This is a genomic window from Microcoleus sp. PH2017_35_SFW_U_B (genome assembly GCF_020737865.1).
GTDB lineage: Bacteria > Cyanobacteriota > Cyanobacteriia > Cyanobacteriales > Microcoleaceae > Microcoleus.
Map to the genome: position 1 here is coordinate 29,260 of NZ_JAEQDE010000046.1, position 20,499 is coordinate 49,758.

The following is a 20,499-nucleotide window of genomic DNA, read 5'->3' on the forward strand; positions in this document are numbered from 1 at the left end:
GGCACAACAAAAGCTTTGCCAAAAACTTCATGTTGTGGGTAAATTCGATCGCCCTCCATGTAGATTGATTGACTGGTAAGTTGATTGACTGCTTGGTACCCGTTTTGAAAACAAACATATCGCACTATTCCCACCGCTGTTGCAATTTACACTACACTCATGGACTTACTGGCACAGTTGGCGGGGCTAATTTTCCCGAAATTCTTAGTATAGCTGGATTTAAAAGTACGATCGACATGGCGGGCGATCGAGAAATGGGCGTGATTTTTTCGTCATATCATCCCTGAGTCTCTGGTGCCACATTTTATTAAGAAATAATACAATAATTTTACACATGGGGAAACTCGGGAAGGGAGCAAGTCAAACCATGCGATTAGCGATCGGATCGAGTACAATTTTGATAAGATTTAAGATTCAGAAAAAATTTGCTATTGTCCGTCGGGGTAACAACAATGAGCGATCGACCAATCATTCTCGGTATTGTCGGAGACAGCGCAGCAGGCAAAACCACCCTGACGCGGGGAATTGCCCAAGTATTGGGGCCAGAAAATGTCACTGTGATTTGCACAGACGACTATCATAGGTATGACAGACAGCAGCGCGCCGAAATCGGGCTCACAGCACTGCATCCCGACTGCAATTACCTCGACATCATGCAGCAGCACCTCAGCCTGCTGCGTACAGGTCAAGCAATTCTCAAACCCATATACAACCACCACTCAGGTACATTCGATCCCCCGGAATACATCAAGCCAGAAAAATTTGTAATAGTTGAAGGTTTGCTGGGTTACTCAACCCGAACCATCCGCGATTCTTACGATGTCAAAGTGTATCTTGCTCCCCCAGAAGAGTTGCGAACTCAGTGGAAAGTTAAGCGCGATATTATGAAGCGCGGTTATACTGAAGAACAGGTACTTGCAGAAATGGAAAAGCGGGAACCGGATTCAGAAAATTATATTCGCCCCCAGCGCAAATTTGCCGATGTTGTAGTTAGTTTTTACCCGCCAGAAGCCGACAAAGAATCAAATTTGAGCGTGCGTTTAGTCCTGAGACCAACAATTCCTCACCCTGATTTTACTGAGATTTTAGCTCAAGGCAGCGATAGTTTTAAACCGGCCATTCGTTTGGGACTCGATCGCGATATGGGGAAACCAGTAGATGTTTTAGAAGTAGACTCCCACGCTACGAGCGAACAAGTAAACGAACTGGAAAAGATTTTGTGCAACGAAATGCCCCACCTGCGGGGATTTTGCAGTGCCCAAGGCAACCCGGAAATTGGCAAACTAATCGGCACAACTGGCGAAGTTTTGCAAAGTTACCCGCTAGCTTTGACGCAGTTGCTAGTTGCATATCACATGATGAAAGCAATTCATGTGTATTAGTTAGTTGTTAGTTGTTAGTTGGCAGTTGGCAGTTGGCAGTTGGCAGTTGGCAGTTGGCAGTTGGCAGTTGGCAGTTGGCAGTTGGCAGTTGTTAGTTATTATTGCCATAACCAATAACCAATAACCAATAACCAATAACCAATAACCAATAACTAATGTGAGGGCAAAGTCTGATTAACTGTCGCCAATTGCTGAACTTGCAGCGATACTGGCAACTGACTTTGAGGTGCGGGAACCATTTCGCCTCGGAAGTCGAGGAGAGTGACGAGCAGCAGGTAGGCAACTGCTAGGATTACAGAAATGACGCCGGTGATAATAGCAATAATTTTTGAACGTTCCATATTCAGAATATTTTAAGTGCAGCTAATCTTAGTTTAACATTAAATGGAGCAATTATTAAGGGACTTATGCAATACAATATAATCAGGTGCTACTTATTTTTATGACGAAAATGGAACCTGTTATAGATGCGCCAACTTCCACCCAGATGCCAGGGGCTACCCCAGTGGTGCAAACATTCGATCTGGGGAAGTTCTACCGTACTGGCTTCTGGATGAACGAAAAGATTGAATCGCTCAAAAATTGCACTCTGACTGTCTCTGAGGGGGAAACTTTCGGGCTGTTAGGGCAGAATGGAGCGGGGAAAACTACGCTGCTGAAGACTTTGCTGGGGATAGTGCGGCCGACTTCTGGCAGGGCGCTGTTGTTGGGGAAGCCTTTGGGCGATCGCACTGTGAAGCAACGAGTCGGCTATTTGCCAGAAAATCCCTATTTTTACGATTATCTCACGGGCTGGGAATTTTTGCAATTTGCGGCGGGCTTATTTCAAATCCCCCCCTCGATTCAGCGGCAGCGAATTCCGCATTTACTAGATTTAGTTGGGCTAGCTCAATCGGCGGCAATTAAAAAACAGTTGCGCCAGTATTCTAAGGGAATGCTGCAACGGATCGGCATGGCTCAAGCTTTGATTAACAATCCCGATGTAGTATTTTTGGACGAACCGATGTCTGGTTTAGATCCGATGGGGCGCTATCAGATGCGGGAGATAATTTTATCGCTGAAAAATCAAGGGAAAACGATTTTTTTTAATTCGCACGTACTCTCGGATGTGGAGAAGATTTGCGATCGGGTGGCAATTTTGGCTCGCGGTGAGTTAATCTGTGTTGGTGCGATCGATGAACTTTTGGGTAATACTAAAACTTACCGAGTTCAAGGTAAGGGTGGCCATTTGAATATTCTGCAAAAATGGATACCGGATATGGAAGTTGATAATGATTTATGGTACGGTCATTTGCAGGGACATCCGAAGGACTTTATTGCTAATTTGAGCGTGATGGGAGGGCAGCTAATTGGGATGAATTTGGCTAAGCCTTCTTTGGAAGAGTTTTTTATTCAGCAACTGCAAGAAAGAGGTATTTATTCGAGCAGTTGAAATAGGGATATTTGTTGAAAACGGCTACCGCCGAGGCCATATCCGATCGATGGACAGGATGAAAACCCTGCCAAGAATAACTTGCTTGTTTTTCTTGGCATCAACCGCCCGAGTTAGGTGATGTTAGACAGGCCATGCAATCGCAGTTTGACCTTAGAATCCCCGCGCTTTTACGTGCCCGGAGTATGTCCGCGACGGAACCAAGCGAATATATTAAAATCTCCCTGCATTTTCTGCAATTCTTGTTGGTGCTGCTTGGCTGTAGCATAATACCACTGGCAATAAAGCTCAAATTCTTGACGGTATTTAACTTCGTCATAAAACTCACGGACAACTTGATGTCTCTGAAAAATTTCAGCCGTTGGAGTCGGTTCTGGGACAATGTTTTGTAGCTCGTGGGGCAACATAATTGTTTGGGGGCGACTGTGGCAAATATTTGGTGTGATTACTTTAATTTAACACATTAAATCCTCGAATTTTAGATTTGGGATTTTAGAATTTATAAGATTTATAAAAAATCGTGCGTTGAGTTAGTTTATTCAGAGATTGTCGTGCTGGTGCGTCGCTGGGTAGATTTTTAGGATCGCAAATTAAATAATTTACAGAAGTTCGTGGGATGGGCGTCCCGCCCGTCCAGAGAGGACGGGCGGGACGCCCATCCCACAAGAATCATCATCAATATTGTTGCATTGATTGTTCTTGCTTGATATTAGTTAAAATTCTGCAATCCAAAATCCAAAATCCAGAATCTAAAATCCATTAAAGCCATCCCCGCAGGCGATATACGATTAAGCCGATGTATTCTTTTAGAGCTTTAGTAGATTGGTGTAGATAATAGGTATCCGGCAATAAGTCGAGGGCGAATGCTAGCCCGTTGCTTTGAGATGTGGCGATATCCTGCTGGGTTATCTGAAAATCTGTTGGTGCTGGGATTACTTTTATTCCCTGGCGCTGAAAAATCAAGAGGGATCGAGTCATGTGCATCGCCGATGTCACTAGCAAAACGGGCTTTTTGATGTTTTTTGCGTCTAAGATTTGCCGCACGTTGACGGCATTTTGATAGGTGTTGTGGGAATCGGGATCTTGCAGAATTGCTGATGCCGGTATGCCCATTGTTTGGGCAATTTCTGCCATATCTGCCGATTCGGGAGAGCCCTCACCTTTCCAATCTACTCTACCGCCGCTGAGCACTAACAGGGGAGCTTTGCCTTGACGGTAAAGTCGGGAAGCGTATATTATACGATCGCCCGCTTCCCCCAATTCTACCCAAGGGCGGGGCGCTAGTCCTGCTTTCACACCGCCACCCAACACGATAATCGCTTCAGCTTGAGGGAACTCGGCGGTTGGTAAATTTTGCCATTCGAGCGATCGCACTAACGATTTTGACACCCAACCGCTACTCCCAAGCAGTAAAATAATTAGAGCCCCAGCCATTGGTGCTGCCGCCCATTTGGGATGCTTCCAAAGCACGATTAAAGCCGCCATCATTAACAGGCAACTGAACCCCAAAGGATAAATAAACAGCGGTAAAAGTTTAGACAGAAATACAAACATTCAGGAAGTAATTAAAATTGCTCGTTAGCGGGAATTCGGAATTGGGAATTGGGAATTGGGCATTGGGCATTGGGCATTGGTAGAGTTATTGCCAAGATTTTATTAATACGAAAACCACAGATTAAAGGCAGATGTACCGAGATAAACGCAGATATGGCTTTTCTCAAAAAGATGAGGTATGACTGACAGCTTATATAACCACTAAACTCAGATAAACTCAGAGGGCTAAAGCCCAACAACGTACTTCATCTTTCTGAGAACCGCTATATTTTTAAAATAGGCAAGCTTGGGAGTGGCAGGGATCTGCTAACTATTTTGGTCTAAAAGTTTAATTTTTATGATTGAGTTTTGAAGTTTACACTGTTAAAATTAAAGCTCAAAACTCAATACTAAAAACAAATCGGTGCTAGCGACGATCCTCAGGCTCTGATAGCCAGTCAAAGAATGAAGTAGGCTCACGCCGGGAGGTTTTGTATTTATGCCCGTCTACTTCCACGACTTCTTTATTGAGGATAGCATCCGAGGTTTTCTCCTTGGAACGTGTATTCGGGTTGAGTAGTAGTTCATTGTGCCACCAAGCAACCATTAAGCCTGCTGCCACGCCGCCGAGGACACCAAGGCCAATACTCACGGGCAGACTACATCCTACTAAGCGAAACCCAACGGTAAACAACACGAACCAGATCAGCGCGGGGTTAAACCCCTTGGAGTCTCCGTTAAATTTTGCCATGAGCTGCAAGTTATTTTTGTAATAATACAGAAAGATATTGACAATATTAGCAGAGAATGAAATTCATCGCGGGCGATCGCACTCCAACTACTTCCCACAAATCAAATTTAATTGTACATCTAAGTCTTGTGCGGTATCTACAACGTTTAGAGAAATTTGCTCTAATTGTGTAAAAGGTTCTGCTTCTGCTTGCTGCGAGGTCAATAGTTCTGCTGTGGCGTCGGCAATATCGCCTCTGCGCTGTTGCAGTCGTTGTCGCAATACTGCCATTGGTGCGGTGCAGTAAACGATTTGCAGGGGCAAGCCGTGGGATTGAGCCAGATTCATCGCATCGGTTCTCCAGTTTTGGCGATCGAACTTAGCATCTAAAATCACATCCCAACCTCGGTCAGCCAGCATTATCCCCAACTCTAACAATCTACCATAAGTCCGTGCCGTCATCTCATCCGAGTACAAATCTTGACCACCGCGTTCATTTAAAGGAATTCCCCCTAAATGTTTGCGAACAGCATCGGATCTAATGTGAATCGCCCCAGTGTGGCGGGCCAAATATCGAGCCGCTGTACTTTTCCCAGAACCAGACAAACCAGACATCAAAGTTAACTTTCCCGAGCGCGGCTTTGTGTATTCCCAAGCCAGTTTGTAGTAATGAGCGGCACTCTGTGAAATCTGTGCTTTTTCATTAGTAGAAACCGCTTCATCGTCCAACATTAACGAAGTTACTTTTGCTCTCACATAAGCTTGACGGCTCAAATACAGCGGCAGCACTTGCAGTCCTTCCCAATCGCCTGTTTGTTCGACATAAGTATTGAGAAAAACATTGCCTAAATCTCGGCGCCCCCGCGATTCCAAATCCATGACTGTGAAAGCAATATCGTACATGACATCCACAAAGCGAAAATGCTCGTTAAATTCAATGCAGTCAAACAGCAATATTTTATCTTGCCACCAAGCGATGTTCCGCAAGTGCAAATCTCCGTGACACTCGCGAATTTTATTGTTAGCAATCCGTCGCTCGAACAAGTCTTGATTTTCATCAAAAAACGCATCAGTATAATCTTTAGTTTCCCGATATTGACTCGCAGTCTGCGGCCCGCCGATATATTTTTGGGAAATCCGGTAGTTGTTATCTATTGCTGTACGAATCTGAGTGACTTCGCCAAATTTGCGAATGTAGCTATTACTAACTGCCGTGCTGTGAAACCTAGCAACTTCGCGCCCTAAGTCTGCCATAATTTGCTCGGTCAATAGTCCGTGTTCCAACAAACTGAGCAACAGTGAATCTTGAGGAAACTGCCGCATTTTAAGCGCGTATTCTACAGCAACTTGGGTGGGATTTACATCTGGTGAATTACTGCCAAATTGAAACGCATCGCCACTTTGAATAATTGGCAAAACTTCGAGATAAATTTCCGGTGCTGTGCGTCGGTTCATTTCCAATTCTTGGATGCAGAAATGCTGCCGTTTCTCCACAGTCGAATAGTCCAAAAAGCCAAAATCGACTGGTTTCTTGATTTTGTAAGTATAATCTCCAGTCAGCAGGACAAAGGAAATGTGAGTCTGAATTAGTTGCACTGGTTCTGTCACCCCGTGCGGGTAAAACCCGGGCTGCAACATCTGCTGAATCAGAGGTGGGAGAGAAGTCATATCGATTTTGGATTTTAGATTTTAGATTTTGGATTGAGGATTTTTAGATTGGGGATTGGGGATTTTTAGATTGGGGATTGGGGATTGGGGATTGAGGATTTGGATTTGGGGATGCAAGGATATTGACTTTCATCCGATTTATTATAGAGTTGATAGTTAGTGTAAACCAAAAATTAGTGATGACAGAAAACAATCCAGAATCCGGTTCCGTAGATGTGTTTGGCGTGGGCAATGCCCTTGTAGACATCCTAGCATTAGTCGAAGATGATTTTGTGGTCAAGCACGGGCTGAATCGCGGCGCAATGACGCTGATGAATTCGGAAACACAGGGGGGAATTTTGCACGATTTGGAACACAATTCGCTGCAAATGCGATCGGGGGGTTCTGCGGCAAATACGATGATTGGTTTGGCTCAGAGTGGCGGTAAAGGCTATTATTCGGGGAAGGTTGCTAAGGATACTAACGGCGAATTTTACCGCCAAGATTTGCTGGAGGCTGGGATTGATTTTAATGTGCATCCTGCTACTGAGTCGAATGGGCCCACGGGTACTTGTGTCGTGCTGACTACGCCGGATGCGGAACGCACGCTGTGTACTAATTTGGGGGTTTCTACTACTCTGGCGGCGACTGATATTGATGTCGATCGCCTGTCTCATTGCAAGTACAGTTATGTTGAGGGCTATCTTTGGGATGCGACCGAGCCCAGAAAGGCTAGTATTGAGACGATGGAACAGTCTAAGCGTCTGGGTGTGAAGGTGGCTTTTACTTTTTCGGATGGCTTTTTGGTCGATCGATTTGCGGATGATTTTCACAAGGTGGTTTCGGAATATTGCGATGTCATTTTTTGCAACTCTGACGAAGTTCGGAGCTTTTTCAAGGAGGAATCTCTGGAAGAGTGCGCTCGCAAGATGAGCGAGATTTCGGATTTGGCTTTTATCACAAATGGGGACAAAGGCTGCATGGTAGTGGAAAACAAACAGATTGTAGATGTGGCTGGATATCCGGTAAAGGCGATCGATACTGTGGGTGCTGGCGATGCTTTTGCAGGCGGTGTTTTGTTTGGAATTACTAATGGTTTGAGCGCTGAAAAAGCGGCTCGTTGGGGCAATTATTTGGCTTCAATGGTGGTGCAGATTCACGGCCCTCGTCTTGAGGGTTCTCAGGCTCATTTGCTGAACCAGGTGATTTCTGGTTAGTAGTTGAAAATGGCGATCGCACTTTTTGTCGTAAGGGGCGATCGCCTGTGGAACTAATCGGATACAAATACATTAATCTACTACTTCAAAGGACAAGGAGAAGTTACCTAAAACGTTCTGTCAGAGTGAAAACAGTTTTATGGTGGAAAGTAGCGATAAATATCTTTCCGGTGAAGCACCCTGGCAAAAGTAACAGTTTCGCCATCAAAATAAAAACCTATTCGATAGTCACCAATCCGAAGCTGATAGGCATTATCATCCCCTTTCAATTTTTTCAAGTTAATAATTGCCTGTAATATCAAGTCCGGTCGATTAACATAACAAAAATTGTTCGTAGTGTGGACTTTAGTCCGCAGTATGTTGCGGACTAAAGTCCACACTACGAACCTTCAATGGGAAATGGGAATAAGCTACCTTATCGACACCCATCGCACCCGACACGATCGCCTTTTTCGTGTAGTACAATATAGTTATATTCGTGTTATACGCGTAACTATAACCGCATCATGCCATGTCACAGCCAAAGTCCCCAAAACCCAAAATGGCGACAATCCGCGAGATTTACGATCGCATTTTATGGGATAGTCGTTTAGACCATCGTGCCTTTAGCCTTGGTTTTAGCGATCGCATTTCTGGTAATATGCGGGAAAAGCCTTTGTCAGAATGGGCAGTCGATGGCGATATTCCCTGGCATCGGATTCGTTATGTTAAATGTGGGGAAACAATTGTTTGGGATCGCGATCGGCTGGTAGACTTGTTTACTACTGGAGAATTACCAGTCGCGGCATGGGTTGTCGCCACGGAAAATATAGAATCGGCAAACCAGCAACTGCAAATCGATCCTCAACAATCAAATCCCACCTTTGTGAAAGACTTCCCGACTAGATCTATTTACCAATACAATCAACAAAATTGGCAAGCCAGGAATTTGCCCTTAGAGTCGGTAACGATAACCAGATTAAAAATTGTCAGTTATAACGTATTATCAGATCTCTACGAGTCAGAACTTACCGAGACAGCCCAGCGAATTCCGATAATTATAGAGCATCTGCGTCAGTGTGATGCCGATATTATCGCCCTTCAAGAAGTAACACCGCGTTTATTAGAAAAATTATTAGCTGAGGATTGGGTTCAGGCTTATCATATCTCCGAATCTCCCCAAGGCGAAACGCTGGAATGGCACGGTTTATTAGTGCTATCGCGATTGCCATTTACTTTAGTAGAATATCGCTACTCGCCACGGAAGCGGGTATTAGTAGGAAAGTGGTTGCTGAATAGTAAAACTCTCAATGTCGCCGCCGTCCATTTCACCAGCGATTACAATAAAAATTCTGAAAAAGTCAGGTATAAGCAACTTAATATCTTGCTAGAATACCTAAACTCACAGCCGGGAGATTGTCTAATTGTTGGCGATTTCAATGCCAAAGACAACGAACCAGCAGAGATATTAACGACAAACAATTTTATCGATCTTTGGCAAACACTGCATCCCGAAGATCCGGGATACACTTTCCATCCCCAGGCTAATCCTTTGGCAGCATTAATGAGTCTAACTGGACTTGCGGGACGGTTAGATAGGATGATGTTACGGAGTCAGAACCGAGATTGGATATCTCGTCAAATAGAATTATTTGCCTGCAATCCCATACCAGATACAGAAGGAAAAATCTATCCCTCAGATCATTTTGGTCTCCTCACCCAACTAGAATCCATCACCTGTTTGCAAACCATCTCACCTGTCTATAAAAGTGCAGTTGTCATCATTCCACCGGATGACATTTTACCTGCAATTCAAAGTATTCGCCGCCGTTGCGATCGGCAATTTCATCGTTGGATGCCTCATATCAATATAATATATGGTTTTCTGCCAGAATCATATTTTTCAGAAGCAGCAGCAGCCATTACCCAAGCACTGACAAAACTAGAACCATTTACTATAACTTTATCAAACTTTGAAACTTTCACGCACTCTTCTAGCTGTACGGCATGGTTAAATCCGATTCCTCAACCTGCCGATCCACTGCATCAATTACAAGCAATACTTCAACAAATATTTCCGCAATGTGATGAACAAAGTAGCAAATCAGCTAACGGATTCACACCCCATTTAACTGTAGGTCAATTTGACACAACCGAAGTCGCCAAAACCGAACTTTCCCAATGGCATCCAGTCAAATTTCAAGTAGACTCGATCGCCCTAATTAGCCGTCGCGATAACGAACCATTCGAGATTAGATATCGGATACCTTTAAAATCGGCAACTCCCCCAGAAAATCCCGGCGCAAAAACACGAGAAAATGAGTCTAACTTATCACTAATACAAATAATCAACCAACTCGATCCAAAACTAAGCCAAACACAGACACTGCATCAAGAACTAATTCAGTCGATCGTCACCCAAGCCTGTCAAGAATGTTTAGGCTACCAACCATTATTACAGCAAATTGGATCGGCGCGGATCGGCATACAAAGCAGCCACAGCGATTTAGATTTACTTTGTATAATTCCTGCCCCTTTAACAGGAGAAACATTCCTCAAACAGGTACAAACTAGATTAGCAGGATTGTGCTATTGCTCCCAACTGGTAAAATCGGGGAGAGTACCAGTATTGAGAATGGAAATAGAAGGAGTGGCAGTCGATTTACTCTCTGCCACAACCCTCGGACAATTCCAGATAATTGAACCATTATCTCAAGAGGCTAGACCATTTTTTGATGCCGTCAGTTGGAGTGCCGTAGTAGGTGCTTTGGAAGCGGATTTAATGGTAGATACAGTCAGCCAACATTTGTCCTGGGATTTATTTATAAACTTGTTAAGGGCGGTGCGAACCTGGGCGAAAGCACGTCAGATTCACGGTAATGCTTGGGGATTTCTCGGTAATTTTTCTTGGGCATTACTGACAGCTTGGAGTTCTATTCATAGCGAACACTTAAACCTAGATATATTACTTGCTCATTTTTTCCAAATCCTCAGCCAACACGATTGGACTCAACCAATAGCATTAACTGAAGCCGGAACACAGTATCAAGTACAAAAATCGCGGGAATGGTTGCCTGTAATTACATCGATCGCACCTTGTCAAAACAGTACCAGAAATGTCACGCGATCGACCGCAGAAATATTGCGCCGCGAATTGGGTCGCGGTGCAGAAATTGCGTCGGAAGTATTGGCGGGAAATACCACTTGGACAACTCTATTTGAGTCCGTTGATTTACTGGAACAATCAAATGCGTTTTTAGTATTGACGGTAAGTAGTGCAGAAGTTGGTAATTTAGAAAAATGCGGCGGCTGGATTGAAGGTCACATAATTGGATTAGCGATCGATTTAGAGCAAAAACTAAATATTTCTGTCAGACCTTGGCCTGGAATTCGGAGAAGGCAAAATCTAGTTAGTGTCGTGCTAGGTATCATCTGTAATATAGATGAAGATTCTGGTGCGATCGCCCAAATTAGCAATGAGTTTATCGATCGGTTCAATGCTGCTAACGATTGTAGCAGTATCTTGCAGATCGAGTTGTGCGATCGCGACTCATATCATGTCCAGTCGGGTTGGTCACATTGTACCTCATCTACCTGAGAAAGGCTACAGAACCCATTTGACATCTTTTCTTGAACAAGAAAGGCAGATCGATCGGTCGTCTGGTGTAACTCAATGGTAAAATTGTAATTCAACTGTAGCGCTCCGATGAATTTGCATCCTACATTCCCAAATAAAAACTCAAATTAGCGCCTCCACCGAGTCACTAACCTACCAGCGTTATCTGCGCCTAGCAGTTTTTAAAGAAATGGATTTACCAAAATTTTTATGAATATAAAATGGTCGATAAAAAACTTATTTCGATCGCAGAACTTCTGGATAATTGTGCTAGTTGTGGCCATCTCTAGGATTGTCTTAAATTCGCAGCTTGACGAGTGGATTGGTGTAGCGCCACCTTCAGCAGCAATCGAACGTCTCGCCACCGCCACCACCATGACGCGGGAAGCGCAACAAATTTTCTACCGGCAAACTCCAACCATCGAACCCAAGCAAACCTTCTTTAAAATCTGTCAAACAAAAGAAAAGGTGAAGGATACCTTAATTATCTTTGGGTGCTATTTCACCAACGGTAAATCGGGCAAAATCGCGATTCAGTCGGTTACAGACGATCGATTTCAAGGCGTGATGGAAGTGACAGCAGCCCATGAAATGCTCCATGCCGCTTACACTCGCCTCAGTCCATCGGATCGCGACAAGCTAACACCCCAACTCAAACAAGCTGCTTTGCAAATCAAAAACGATCGCTTGTCTAGCATATTGAAGCAATACCAGCAAAAGGATATAGCTTTGTATGTTAACGAATTGCACTCGTATCTGGGGACAGAGCTCGGCTATCTCGGCGATGTCGAACTCGAACAATACTATCAGCGTTACTTTCGCGATCGCCAACAAGTGGTAAAGTTAGCCGATCTGTCTCAAGAGATTGTGCGAAAATTAGATGAGAAATCCCAGCAACTCAAACCTGAAATTGAGACCTTAGAAGCAAGTCTCGCACAAACCAAGCAAACAATCAAAGAGCACAATCTCGAACTCGGATCGAAGAAACGCAATCTAGATGCGTTGCAATTGGATTTAATGCGTTTTAAGGAACAAGCTGAAGAATCTTACCGACAGGGTAACGGCTCTCCAGAAAAGGTGTTTCAGTTTGAACAAAAAAAATCTGATTACAATCAAAAAGTGCAAGAATTTAACGATGGAGTGCGCGAACAGCAGGAGCGCGTTGCTGCTTTTCAAGAGCAATTCGATATTTACAAGCAGAAAGTGAACGATTACAATGCAATTGCTCGTGAAGAAAAAGCCCTCTTCGACGATCTCAAAGCTACCCCACCAGTCAAGCTCGAAGCCCCAGCCGGCCATGATTCCCATCTTGCCAAATGAGATCGTGCTCCCTATTAGGTACGTTGTTGCGCTTCAGCGCTCTTTGCTAATCTTAGGAAAGAGCGCTAAAGCGCAACTACATACCTTGACCTATTGGTAGTTTTATATATCCTATCCTGACAGGAGGGTTTTATTGCAGTCACACAAATTAGGTACGTTGTTGCGATTGGGCGCTCTTTGCAAATATTAGGAAAGAGCGCTGAAGCGCAACTACATACCTTAGCCTATTAGTAGTTGTATATATCCTATCCAGAAAGGACGGTTTTATTGTAGTCAGACAAATTAGGTACGTAGTTGCGCTTGGGCGCTCTTTACAAATATTAGGAAAGAGCGCTGAAGCGCAACAACATACCTTGACCTATTGATAGTTTTATAATACCAGCGGAAGTGTCACCACACAAGTTGTACCAATACCAACTTCACTGGTAATCTCAATACTACCTTGATGCAAGTCAACGCACTTTTTAACCACGATCAATCCCAATCCCGTACCAGGGATAGTTCGGACATTCTTACCTCGGTGAAATGGCTCAAACAACTGCTTTATATCTTCTGGAAAAATGCCAATTCCTCGATCGCAAACCTGGAGTAGCACCTGATGCAACTGAAACTCTAAACCAAGATGCACATTACCTCCCTTAGGCGAATACTTAATCGCATTGGATAATACGTTGGACAGAATCGATCGCAACAATTTTTCATCCAAGCAAACGGGAATTGGATTTCCTTCACAGGTAAAGGTGATGGTATACTGACTGCCAGCGCTGAGCCGCATTTCTTCCACAAATTGTTCGCAAAATTTGTCCAAAACCAAAAATTTTGGATTAAATTCTAGTTTCCCAGTTTCGGCGCGATTGATGGTTAAAATATCGTCGAGCAATTGCACCATATTCCTTACAGAATCCTGAATTCGGTGCAGGTTTCTCAGTCGCTTTTGGGAGTCATTCCATTCGTCTGGGCTGTTTTCTAGAATTTGAGCTGCTGCTAAAGCCGTACTGAGTGGAGTGCGAAATTCATGGGATGCCATTGAAAAAAAACGGGTTTTCAGAATACTCAGTTCTTTTTCGCGCTCCAGGGCTAACCGAATTTCGTCCAGTCGTTTTCGTTCGGTGATGTCACGAGTATTGACGATAATTTGTGTGGTGGCTGCATTGTTTATAAAAGGCTGGCTAATCGCTTCCAAGGTTCGCCAAGAATTATCTTTGTGCCGATAGCGGAATTCAATGGGACGGTTGAGTTCTGCACTTTGCCAAGTATTGGTGAGACTTTGATAAGTAGTGGTAAAATCATCTGGGTGAATTGGCTCAAATATTTTTTTCCCCACGAGTTCAGATACTAAATACCCTAAGACTTTTTCCACAGAAGGACTGACATAGCCGATCGTACCATCTGTATCTAGAATCATAATGATGTCTAGAGCATTTTCAATGAGCGATCGAAACCGTTCTTCGCTATGTCGCAGGGCTTGTTCTGCTTGTTTTCGTTCGGTGGTGTCTCGCTGGATGGCGATCCAGTGAGTATACCAACCCGTGCGATCGCCAACAGGAACAATACTAAATTCATTCCAATATTCGGAGCCATTTTTCCGATAATTAATCACTTCAACGGTGACAGATTCCCAACGCGAAAGTGCTATCCGAATTTTGTCTAATTCTGTGCTATCGGTTTTTTTACCCTGCAAAATCCGGGGTGTTTTACCCAAAACTTCTTCTAGGCTATATCCTGTAATCTGGGTAAATGCTTCATTGACATAGATGATGCGAAGACCAACTTCATCGATCGCTTCCGCTTCGGTAATTACGACGCCATCATTTGTGTTAACAACAACTGATTGGAGGAGTCGCACCTGTTCTTCCTGTTGCTTTTGTTCGGTAATGTCGGCAATCACTGCGACAATGCCCTCAATCTGATTCTCACTATTCTTTAAAGGAGCAGCGGAGAAGATAATGTCGATCGCACTTCCGTCTTTTTTGTGGCGGCGCAGTTCGACACTATATGTGATTCCTTGCAGGAGATTGCTGCGGAGAGTGGAATAATTTTCTAATGGATCGTCGATAAAAATTGGGTTGGGATGGTTGATGACTTCTGCTTCAGTCCAACCAAACATCTGTTCGGCGGCAGGATTCCAAATTTTGACGTACCCTTCTATATCCAGCGTGAAGATAGCGCGAGGAGAGGCGCTAATCAGGGTTTTTAGGGTGTGGTTGGTGTGGCGCAGTTCTACTTCGGTGCGCTGTCGTTCGCCAATTTCGTCTCGTAGAGCGACGTTGGCTTCAGCTAATTCTTCGGTACGTTGTTGGACGCGCTGTTCTAGTTCGGCGTTGAGTTGTTGAAGCTGTTGGTATAATTCTGACTGTTGAATGGCGATCGCCACCTGCGTCGCTAGTTGCTGCATTAACTCCAATTCCCAGGTTTCCCAGATGCGCGGGCGATCGCACTGGTGAGCAATCAATAACCCCCAAAGATAGGGTACAGAAGGATTCCCCTCAACCTGCCGATTTTCTTGGATGATGGGGACAACCAATTTTGCTATGACTCCAAATTGTTGAAGAAAATCAGTCAGACAATTTTCGAGATCGGCTTCTTCAAGATTGGCAATGAGGCGGGTTTTCCCCAGAGAATAAGCCTCATGGTACTCGCTGGGAAAGACTTCTGCTGGGAAGGATTTTCCTAAAATGACGGGGTAAGGGGGTAAAACGGCTTCGTTAATGGCGCTACCCGTTCCGTCTGGCCACAGGCGGTAAATGAGAACGCGATCGGCTTCCAGAAAGCGTTGCACATCTGCTACCGTGGTTTCTAGCACGTGGTCTAAATCCAGGGATTGTCGGATGTGTTGAGCAATTTGATTGACTAACCGTTCGCGATCGGTTTGTTGGCGCAGCACCCCTTCGGCTGTTTGTCGTCGGGCTACTTCCTGTTTGAAGCAGGGGCAAATTACTACCACAACTAAAACGCCGATCGCAACTAGAAAAATGTTACTTAGCATAGAAAATGGTTGGATAATTCCTATGAAAATCAGGATGCCACCAACAGACAACAACAATGCTACAACCATGCTAACCAGTATCAGCCAGATCAAGAGCTTGGATCGAACCTAGTCTGGAAACTACCATATTTAAACCAGTATTGCTTGAGGTTGTGACAAGGCGTATGCAAACTGGCTTTGGCACGATATAGAATGACTTGACGGTGATCGCCCATCCAAATTTTGTCGATCGGCTGAACCGAGATTAATGTTCCTCCTAAAGCCGTAATCGACTCGGTAAATCGCTCAATAGCGCTATAGTCTATAGTTTCAAAGATGTAAAAATTGCCAGAACAAATTAAATGACGGCTGCGAATCCAGCATTGCAACTTTTTTTGGGCTTGTGGTGGCAACATTCTAATATGATTGAGTATCAATACTTCGGACAGTTTTAGGTGCTAATCGAGTACATGAAACCTAGGCTGGATCTATTGTGAACTATTTTTTCCAAGTTTGTTTTTAATGGCAACGCAGAAAAAAAATTAAAAATTGCAGGGCTGGTACTGTCCAACTTACAGAGGCTTTAAACAAACTGTCTTAAGTATTGGAGTATAGAGAATCATGGCCGATCGAAAAAACGTGATGAGGATTTCAAATTAAATTTCTCCAGCTAGTTTATCAATAGAGTTGGCATTCTCCAGAATTGGGCATCCTCCAATTCTGGAGATGTTTACGGCTCTCAAGATGAGGAAATACCAGTTATCCCAAATTATACAGTAACAACAGTAGGTTGATTGTAGAATATCGACCCAAAGATGTAGATTGTACAATTATTTTGACAAACTGATATAATCTCAATTTCTATCCAATTGTTGCTAGAAATTTAGAGATAGCTGAATCTAATTAGAGAAGCCAGAAAAACCCTCTAAATATGACTTAAATCCATCTATTAAACTTCTTGTTTTTGTTGGATTTAGAGAATCTCAGTGATGCTGACAATTTTGCCAGAGGTGCGATTGATCCGCTGAATTTGCGGACTCATATTGTCTCCTGCCACAATGTATGTCGTGTTACTGAGGCGCCGAGGTCTGTCGAATTTCGACCCTGTTACCACAATTTTGAACATTTTTTCGGTTGCGACATAAGCGCCTCCTCGACTGGTTGAGGGCTTGATGGCGTTAGCGCTGTTGGTAGCAACGGCGTAGACTAACTGAGATGCTTTGACGGCACTGTCGATTTGGGCGAAACCCCGATCGAGCAGCGACATCCGATTGTAACCTACTTGCTTGGTATTTGCTTCGCTGCTTCTGCCTCGGTAGTAGGGAACAACGTTTTCACCAAAAGCGGTTTGATACTCGTCGCTGTCGATATAGGAGTCAATTTCGGCATCGTAGCCTTGCTCAACACAGCGGATAATGTGTTCAGAAATTTCTGTTTGATCTTGTGGTGCACGACCTAGCAGGTGCAGGAAATTGAGTTCTACAAATCGATAGGGAGCGCACTTTTGAAAATAGCGAGTGCTATAAAAATCAGATTTAGCAACCAATCGGACAAATTCACGCACGGAGATGCTGCGATCGCACAATTGAGATTCCGCAGTTACCAAGCGCTCGCTTTCCATCACGTGGGGATTGCCCAAAACCTGCTTGTAGACGGCGCGAATCACAGCTTGCACCTCATCCGCGCCGCTGGTTGGCCACAGTTCACATTTTGTCGAATCTGCCATTGCAATTAATCTCCTTTACAGATAATAGTTGGTAGTAGCTGAAATCTTGCACCATTTTCAGCAACAGGCTCTCCGGCCTGTTCCACAAAGAGTGGATTTCTTGTGGAACAGGCATCTTGCCTGTTCGTAAAAGGTTAATTGAGAATGGTTCAATATGTCAGTAATACACGGCTTATATCAATTCCAGTTGTACCGGAATGATTGTTGATTTTTGATGATTGATTGTTGATTGTTGATTGAAGCAAAGCTCCGAATTCTCATTACAAGCCCCGAATAATTCTTCAATCTAAAATCTAAAATCTAAAATCTAAAATCTAAAATTGATCGACTTTCAACTAGACAGGGGTGATACTAGCGATCGTCCCACCTTGTTTGTGAATCCGTTGATAGGTTTCGGATAGCTCGTTAAACGACACCAGGTAAACTTGGTTGCTGCGGCGAAACTTGGAAATCCGATTCACCACATTGGCGCGATAGCCGGTAACTTCAATGCGATAGACTTTTCCGTTTTCATCCGATCCAGCGCCATGACGAGTCCGAGCGCTACCGGATGGATTGCGGAATGTCGATCCGCTGCTGGCTGGAGAAATTACGGCGGTTGGCGTGCCCTGAATTACTAGGGAATTCAAACGCGGACTCTTACCAGCCAGATTTCCCTTCAAGCTGCTGCTACAAGCACCTCGCACCAACTCGAAGGTATGGGTAAACTGCACCATGCTTTGACAAGCTTCGGTTTTGTATCCCCGGATGTAGGGAACAATGTCATCTCCAAAAGTATTCTGGTATTCATCGCTATCGAGATAAGAATCGATCTCAGCCTCAAAGCCCTTGGTATCCAGAATGGTACTTTTGCTCCGCATTTCTTCGAGATCCAGCGGAGGGCGACCAAGTAGATGTCTGAAGTTGAGTTCGATCGCCCGATAGCGAGCACAACTATCGAAAAATCGCGATCGATACAAGTCAGACTTTGCAACCCGACGCACAAACTCCCGTACCGTCAGTTCATCGCGTTTAAACTGCGACTCACAAACGGTGAGGCGTTCGCTCTCCATGACGTAGGCATTTCCCAAAACTTGTCGGTATACTGCCTGAATGATGGTTTCAAGGTCTTCATTGGAGTTACCTGTAACCCGCTCTATTGGTGGGGTTTCATCAAACAGGCTCACTCCCAATCTTGAAGCTGGTCCAAAAGCCATTTAACACTAATCTCCCAAATTAACTATCAAGTGGGTGGGAGAATTGACCCCATCCAAGTGCCGATCCCACCTACAATTACATATAACAAGTAAAGAAATGAGTCAGAAAATGGTAAAGAAATCGGAAAGATTCTCAATAAGTAATAAATCGTGATTTTTGGCAATATTTGTTAAGAAAGCTTTGGCCAATGGTTTCTGAGCTTCCCTTGGGTCAATCGATTTTAGATTTTAGATTTTAGATTTTAGATTTTAGAGGCGACCCCACGGATAAATTCGGGGGAAGAGAGGATTTTCGATTTTCGATTTGGGATAAATCACGTGGCGGGTACCACATGCAGAAATTCTTGGTCAAAACTTGTTGACATCTCGATCGCAAATCGGTAAAATTTGGGGCCCAAATGCGAATAAGATGTTGAGGAGCCAGCATGGCGATCGCCCTAGCCCTATTGGTATTAGAGCGCTCTGGTTCGCTAACTCAATCTTGTCTAAAAGTCAATAAGTGGCTTTGTACTTTCCCCCAGCCTCTTGATTATGAGGATTCTCTTGGTTGAAGACGATCTGCGCCTTGCAGAAACGTTGGCAGAAGCCTTGACAGACCAGCGCTATGTTGTTGATATAGTTACCGATGGGGAATCTGGATGGCATCAAGCAAAGATGCTCAACTATGATTTGCTGCTGCTAGATTTGATGTTACCAGAACTTGATGGAATTAGTCTCTGCCATCGATTGCGATCGCACGGCTATACTATGCCTGTCCTGATGATCACAGCCCGTGACACCCTCAGTGATGAAATTAATGGGCTTGATGCTGGGGCTGATGATTATGTAGTCAAACCCGTGGACTTGCAAAAACTATTTGCTCGGATTCGAGCCTTATTGCGTCGAGGTAGTAGCACTTCTGGGCCGATTTTAGAATGGGAAGAAATTCGCCTCAACCCCAGTACCTATGAAGTTAGCTATAGATACACCCCACTCCATCTCACGCCCAAAGAATACGCGCTTCTGGAACTTCTGTTGCGAAATGGTCGCCGTGTTCTCAGTCGAAGTGTCATGATCGAACACGTCTGGTCGTTGGAATCTCCACCAGAAGAAAATACTGTCAAGGTTCACATCAGAGGTTTGCGTCAAAAACTCAAAGCTGCGGGAGCTGCTGAAGATTTAATTGAGACGGTTCACAGTATGGGGTATCGTCTCAAGCAATCAGATTCCAGTACAAATATGATAAAAACCCCTCTGGAATTGAAAACTACACGGTAAAAACATTCACTTAATTGAGGGGGAGACGGGGAGACGGGGGAGAGGGGGAGACAAGGGAGACGGGGAGACGGGGGAGAGGGGGAGACGGGGAGACGGGGAGACGGGGGAGACGGGGGAGACGGGGAGAGGGGAAGAGAATTCTCGATTGTCATCGAAATATAGAATTTAACTGCGGCACGCAACAGCTTAGGATCTCGAATTAAATAATTTACACATATTTGTGGGATGGGCCAGAAGAACAATAAAAATTGTAAGTTATTTAATTCTCATTCCTTGGCAGAGATAAAGGACACGGCAGTGCCGTTTCCCTACGGGGCTCTTACGGTTTACTTCATCAACGTGGACTCTGCTGTAATATCATGTCCGGCCTATTATTAATATGGTAAGGGCCCTTTCAACAACAATACCCGCCAATAATTGACAAGCTCAAAAACCCGCTCTTGCCGGCATATTATTATGGTAAATCGCTCGTCCAGGATATAATAAGCAGAACCCCGAC

The 20,499-nt window shown here is 44.3% G+C and carries 16 protein-coding genes; 7 read left to right on the forward strand and 9 right to left on the reverse strand.

Annotated elements, in window-relative coordinates:
- Positions 1 to 104: 104 nt before the first annotated feature.
- Positions 105 to 287: a hypothetical protein gene (locus JGK36_RS13220; RefSeq protein ID WP_293182375.1), complete on the forward strand. Its 183-nt coding sequence runs from the start codon at positions 105 to 107 to the stop codon at positions 285 to 287.
- A 165-nt stretch (positions 288 to 452) separates the two neighbouring features.
- Positions 453 to 1,382 (forward strand): phosphoribulokinase, encoded by a 930-nt coding sequence (locus JGK36_RS13225; RefSeq protein ID WP_293197109.1) that lies wholly within the window; start codon positions 453 to 455, stop codon positions 1,380 to 1,382.
- A 152-nt stretch (positions 1,383 to 1,534) separates the two neighbouring features.
- On the opposite strand, the gene JGK36_RS13230 is transcribed toward JGK36_RS13225, so the two are convergent.
- Positions 1,535 to 1,723, reverse strand: coding sequence for a hypothetical protein (locus JGK36_RS13230; protein ID WP_293182371.1), 189 nt, complete (start codon positions 1,721 to 1,723; stop codon positions 1,535 to 1,537).
- Positions 1,724 to 1,833: 110 nt separating this feature from the next.
- On the opposite strand from JGK36_RS13230, the gene JGK36_RS13235 reads away from it, so the two are divergent.
- Complete coding sequence (locus JGK36_RS13235) at positions 1,834 to 2,814, forward strand: ABC transporter ATP-binding protein (protein ID WP_293182463.1); 981 nt, start codon at positions 1,834 to 1,836, stop codon at positions 2,812 to 2,814.
- 170 nt (positions 2,815 to 2,984) lie between these two features.
- Here JGK36_RS13235 and JGK36_RS13240 read toward each other — a convergent pair whose 3' ends face one another.
- The 4 genes from JGK36_RS13240 to JGK36_RS13255 all read right to left on the reverse strand — a co-directional run bounded on the left by JGK36_RS13240 (position 2,985) and on the right by JGK36_RS13255 (position 6,745).
- Positions 2,985 to 3,221 (reverse strand): hypothetical protein, encoded by a 237-nt coding sequence (locus tag JGK36_RS13240; RefSeq protein WP_293156254.1) that lies wholly within the window; start codon positions 3,219 to 3,221, stop codon positions 2,985 to 2,987.
- Between the two features lie 352 nt (positions 3,222 to 3,573).
- Positions 3,574 to 4,368, reverse strand: a complete 795-nt coding sequence (locus tag JGK36_RS13245; protein ID WP_293190229.1) for a YdcF family protein — start codon at positions 4,366 to 4,368, stop codon at positions 3,574 to 3,576.
- Between the two features lie 406 nt (positions 4,369 to 4,774).
- Positions 4,775 to 5,098, reverse strand: a complete 324-nt coding sequence (locus JGK36_RS13250; RefSeq protein WP_293156260.1) for a hypothetical protein — start codon at positions 5,096 to 5,098, stop codon at positions 4,775 to 4,777.
- 87 nt (positions 5,099 to 5,185) lie between these two features.
- Positions 5,186 to 6,745, reverse strand: a complete 1,560-nt coding sequence (locus tag JGK36_RS13255) for a bifunctional aminoglycoside phosphotransferase/ATP-binding protein (RefSeq protein ID WP_293197110.1) — start codon at positions 6,743 to 6,745, stop codon at positions 5,186 to 5,188.
- Between the two features lie 179 nt (positions 6,746 to 6,924).
- On the opposite strand from JGK36_RS13255, the gene JGK36_RS13260 reads away from it, so the two are divergent.
- The 3 genes from JGK36_RS13260 (at position 6,925) to JGK36_RS13275 (ending at position 12,856) form a co-directional block, all read left to right on the forward strand.
- On the forward strand, positions 6,925 to 7,941 hold the full coding sequence (locus JGK36_RS13260; protein ID WP_293197111.1) for an adenosine kinase: 1,017 nt from the start codon (positions 6,925 to 6,927) through the stop codon (positions 7,939 to 7,941).
- A 541-nt stretch (positions 7,942 to 8,482) separates the two neighbouring features.
- Entirely contained in the window at positions 8,483 to 11,518 is a 3,036-nt protein-coding gene (locus JGK36_RS13270; RefSeq protein ID WP_293182361.1) for a poly(A) polymerase, read from the forward strand.
- Positions 11,519 to 11,746: 228 nt separating this feature from the next.
- On the forward strand, positions 11,747 to 12,856 hold the full coding sequence (locus tag JGK36_RS13275) for a hypothetical protein (protein ID WP_293182359.1): 1,110 nt from the start codon (positions 11,747 to 11,749) through the stop codon (positions 12,854 to 12,856).
- Positions 12,857 to 13,226: 370 nt separating this feature from the next.
- Here JGK36_RS13275 and JGK36_RS13280 read toward each other — a convergent pair whose 3' ends face one another.
- The 4 genes from JGK36_RS13280 to JGK36_RS13295 all read right to left on the reverse strand — a co-directional run bounded on the left by JGK36_RS13280 (position 13,227) and on the right by JGK36_RS13295 (position 18,743).
- The gene (locus tag JGK36_RS13280) at positions 13,227 to 15,911 is read right to left on the reverse strand and encodes a PAS domain S-box protein (protein WP_293190224.1); all 2,685 of its coding nucleotides are present in this window, start codon (positions 15,909 to 15,911) and stop codon (positions 13,227 to 13,229) included.
- Positions 15,912 to 15,931: 20 nt separating this feature from the next.
- On the reverse strand, positions 15,932 to 16,237 hold the full coding sequence (locus JGK36_RS13285) for a CpeR family transcriptional regulator (RefSeq protein ID WP_293182355.1): 306 nt from the start codon (positions 16,235 to 16,237) through the stop codon (positions 15,932 to 15,934).
- A gap of 557 nt (positions 16,238 to 16,794) precedes the next feature.
- Positions 16,795 to 17,547 carry a phycobilisome rod-core linker polypeptide gene (locus JGK36_RS13290; RefSeq protein ID WP_293197112.1) on the reverse strand — a complete coding sequence of 251 codons (753 nt, stop codon included), beginning with the start codon at positions 17,545 to 17,547 and terminating at the stop codon, positions 16,795 to 16,797.
- A 335-nt stretch (positions 17,548 to 17,882) separates the two neighbouring features.
- A complete protein-coding gene (locus JGK36_RS13295; protein WP_293182351.1) occupies positions 17,883 to 18,743 on the reverse strand; it encodes a phycobilisome linker polypeptide in 861 nt (286 codons plus the stop codon).
- A 543-nt stretch (positions 18,744 to 19,286) separates the two neighbouring features.
- On the opposite strand from JGK36_RS13295, the gene JGK36_RS13300 reads away from it, so the two are divergent.
- Entirely contained in the window at positions 19,287 to 20,000 is a 714-nt protein-coding gene (locus JGK36_RS13300; RefSeq protein ID WP_363319152.1) for a response regulator transcription factor, read from the forward strand.
- The last annotated feature ends 499 nt before the right edge of the window (positions 20,001 to 20,499 follow it).

Bases quoted from the DNA above. Each gene is read 5' to 3' on its own strand.
- JGK36_RS13225 (WP_293197109.1), top strand. From the start codon at position 453: ATGAGCGATCGACCAATCATTCTCGGTATTGTCGGAGACAGCGCAGCA.
- JGK36_RS13230 (WP_293182371.1), bottom strand. From the start codon at position 1,723: ATGGAACGTTCAAAAATTATTGCTATTATCACCGGCGTCATTTCTGTA.
- JGK36_RS13235 (WP_293182463.1), top strand. From the start codon at position 1,834: ATGGAACCTGTTATAGATGCGCCAACTTCCACCCAGATGCCAGGGGCT.
- JGK36_RS13240 (WP_293156254.1), bottom strand. From the start codon at position 3,221: ATGTTGCCCCACGAGCTACAAAACATTGTCCCAGAACCGACTCCAACG.
- JGK36_RS13245 (WP_293190229.1), bottom strand. From the start codon at position 4,368: ATGTTTGTATTTCTGTCTAAACTTTTACCGCTGTTTATTTATCCTTTG.
- JGK36_RS13250 (WP_293156260.1), bottom strand. From the start codon at position 5,098: ATGGCAAAATTTAACGGAGACTCCAAGGGGTTTAACCCCGCGCTGATC.
- JGK36_RS13255 (WP_293197110.1), bottom strand. From the start codon at position 6,745: ATGACTTCTCTCCCACCTCTGATTCAGCAGATGTTGCAGCCCGGGTTT.
- JGK36_RS13260 (WP_293197111.1), top strand. From the start codon at position 6,925: ATGACAGAAAACAATCCAGAATCCGGTTCCGTAGATGTGTTTGGCGTG.
- JGK36_RS13270 (WP_293182361.1), top strand. From the start codon at position 8,483: ATGGCGACAATCCGCGAGATTTACGATCGCATTTTATGGGATAGTCGT.
- JGK36_RS13275 (WP_293182359.1), top strand. From the start codon at position 11,747: ATGAATATAAAATGGTCGATAAAAAACTTATTTCGATCGCAGAACTTC.
- JGK36_RS13280 (WP_293190224.1), bottom strand. From the start codon at position 15,911: ATGGTTGTAGCATTGTTGTTGTCTGTTGGTGGCATCCTGATTTTCATA.
- JGK36_RS13285 (WP_293182355.1), bottom strand. From the start codon at position 16,237: ATGTTGCCACCACAAGCCCAAAAAAAGTTGCAATGCTGGATTCGCAGC.
- JGK36_RS13290 (WP_293197112.1), bottom strand. From the start codon at position 17,547: ATGGCAGATTCGACAAAATGTGAACTGTGGCCAACCAGCGGCGCGGAT.
- JGK36_RS13295 (WP_293182351.1), bottom strand. From the start codon at position 18,743: ATGGCTTTTGGACCAGCTTCAAGATTGGGAGTGAGCCTGTTTGATGAA.